The following is a 2,557-nucleotide window of genomic DNA, read 5'->3' as shown; positions in this document are numbered from 1 at the left end:
AGCATATTTGCTATCCTTGATACCACCAATGGCAGACAACACGGCATCCATGTTCAGAAATCCCGGCCGAGGCTTTTTCAGATACCAGGACAAACTGCTCCATCGGTATTCCCCAATCTGTTCAACCGATTCTATACCGGCTCTTTGAGGATTGAGATGAATATAGCTTGTCACAGGTGCAAGAGCTTCAGGTTCGAGGAGAATCCCTTTAAAACGGCCTTGGAACGGTCGTCCGGTTCGACGCCGAAACCGGTTATTGCGCATCACCCAGGTTCCCTGCAGCCATTTCATGCCGAGGCTCAGATTCGGCTCTGGAGTTTCCACTGCCAAGTGGAAGTGGTTACTCATGATTACATAAGCGCTCAGCTTCCAACCAAAGCGTTCGCAGGCTTGAAACAAGGTTTTTTCAAACGCCTCTGCCGCACCCCTGGCTAAAAAGATTTTGGATTGGAAATTACCACGATTAATAACGTGATAACACGCTCCAGGGTACTCTACTCTCAACTTCCGTGCCATGCAGATGAAAGAAGATGCTCAATTGATTTATGTCAAGAATGAAGATATGACCCCGTATACTACCGTAGAAGTGATCTGGTGACTCCACGGTATGACAATCACAGGAATCTTTAACTGGCCCAGGTTACTGCAAGCGGCGGATACCGTCGATTTGCTCGTCGTCGGAGAGTCAAAGAGATCACCCGCAACCAGAATGAAAGAGGCATTTCGTTCTTGGGCGATTTGCCCGATTTTCTGAATCGCTTTAATGCGCGCCTGCCGAATAAGGGCGCGCTTATCATCGTCCTCAACGGAGGCAAATGGCTTACCCAACTGCCAATCGGCAGTATGCAAAAAAGTTATAGGCATGAGAATAAAAACACAGGCTGGCTTGTTCGAAAGATGGTTTTTAAAAACCTAACCATGTTCGTATCGTAGTGAAGGAAAAACGCTTAAGCCCCATCCGGGTCAGTCCAGAATGGCCCTAGAAAAGTGTTATTTCGATAATATTTAAGTGGTTCCCACGTTCGGGTCATTGCTTGTAATCGCCGTGCCAGCCATAGCCTTTCAAGGCGACGGCTGGTGCACGCCAGTGTGGGATTTAAGCTGTGACCTCTGCTCAAGGCTGCGGGGTCGGCAAAAAGCAGGCTTGGAAAATGCCGCCGGGCGAGGCAGGTTTTTTTTGTGATTAGGTATCAGGTTATATTATCTTTCCTTGTGGTAACGGCAGCATCATGAGGAGCGGTTCGAATTTGAAAGGGCTACTCCCGAATCGGTGGGGATGAGTTCTCAGGCGATTCTGGATTTTATCCAGAGTTGTGAGGAAGAAACGGATGCAGTTCACAGTTTTATGATTCATCGTCATGGGAAGCTGGTATCGGAGGGCTGGTGGTCGCCCCATGGTCCGGACACCACGCATATCATGCACTCGATGAGTAAGGCGTTTACTTCGACTGCGGCAGGTATAGCCATTGGTGAGGGTTTGTTTTCGCTGGATGATAAGGTCATTTCCCTTTTTCCGGAGAAGGCCCCGGAAAAACCCAGCCGGAATTTGTCGAACCTGCGCATCCGCCAGTTGATTACCATGTCGACAGGGCATCAATTCAAAGTCAGTTTCTATGAGCGCTGCGTTCTAATGACTGTCACGCTGAGATTTGAAAGCGAGGTAGCGATTATCGACGTGGATACAAATGTCGTCTACTTTGATGAGCCCTATCCGCAACTGGTGGGAGTCAAAGTAGAAAAGTGAAGAACCAGGAATGAAGAAAACCCTCTATATCGACATGGACAACGTTCTGGTCGACTTTAAGTCCGGGCTGGCCCGAGTCTCAGAAAGCGACCGATTAAAATACAAAGGAGACGAAGACGAGATACCTGGAATCTTTTCCAAGATGGACCCAATGCCGGGAGCAGTAGAAGCATTCCATACACTCTCGGAACACTTTGATACCTACATCCTATCAACAGCTCCGTGGGAGAATCCTTCTGCCTGGTCAGACAAGCTGAAATGGGTAAAGAAGCACCTAGGTACCTCAGCCTACAAGCGCCTCATCCTCACCCACCACAAAAACCTCAACTGTGGCGACTTTCTCATTGACGACCGTGACAAGAATGGCGCTGGAGAATTCAAAGGGAAACTCATCAAGTTCGATCCCAAAACTTCCAATTGGCCAGATGTCGTTGAACGACTTCTCGGCAAGTCATAAAAACGCCTCCGCTGAAGAATTTAATCAATAATCGAGACACATGTCTCGCCGTATTCTCAGAAGGAGGATGACCCTCTTGGCTCCTCTTGCTCAAATCTCCGCTTTCTGGACAGGAGGTAGGTTATTTAAAACAGAACTTAAAAGGTCGAGATTTCTGGAGTAACCCGCCTGACAACTCCCATGGCATCTTATTATTGGCCTTCCAGAGTTACGGAACTGTCTTCAAATATGAAATATGAACATTGACCCTTTTGGCTGTTCTTGAACATTGACCCTTTTGGCTGTTCTAAATATGAAATATGAACATTGACCCTTTTGGCTGTTCTGTGGGTCGGGTAGAGCTCTCCATTGCGGTA

General features: G+C 47.8%; 4 protein-coding genes. 2 read left to right on the top strand and 2 right to left on the bottom strand.

From position 1 onward, the window contains the following. Both O3C43_25145 and O3C43_25140 read right to left on the bottom strand, forming a co-directional pair. A partial coding sequence (locus O3C43_25145; GenBank protein MDA1069776.1) for a transposase occupies positions 1 to 516 on the bottom strand: 516 nt, incomplete at its 3' end. A 27-nt stretch (positions 517 to 543) separates the two neighbouring features. Then, positions 544 to 864, bottom strand: coding sequence for a metallophosphoesterase (locus O3C43_25140; protein MDA1069775.1), 321 nt, complete (start codon positions 862 to 864; stop codon positions 544 to 546). A 412-nt stretch (positions 865 to 1,276) separates the two neighbouring features. On the opposite strand from O3C43_25140, the gene O3C43_25135 reads away from it, so the two are divergent. Beyond that, positions 1,277 to 1,744: a serine hydrolase gene (locus O3C43_25135; protein MDA1069774.1), complete on the top strand. Its 468-nt coding sequence runs from the start codon at positions 1,277 to 1,279 to the stop codon at positions 1,742 to 1,744. 10 nt (positions 1,745 to 1,754) lie between these two features. Beyond that, complete coding sequence (locus O3C43_25130) at positions 1,755 to 2,201, top strand: hypothetical protein (GenBank protein MDA1069773.1); 447 nt, start codon at positions 1,755 to 1,757, stop codon at positions 2,199 to 2,201. Positions 2,202 to 2,557: the final 356 nt, after the last annotated feature.

The sequence above is a fragment of the Verrucomicrobiota bacterium genome (genome assembly GCA_027622555.1).
Lineage (GTDB): Bacteria > Verrucomicrobiota > Verrucomicrobiia > Opitutales > UBA2995 > UBA2995.
Note: the sequence above shows the minus strand (reverse complement) of the source record. Positions and strands in the feature narration are given on the sequence as shown.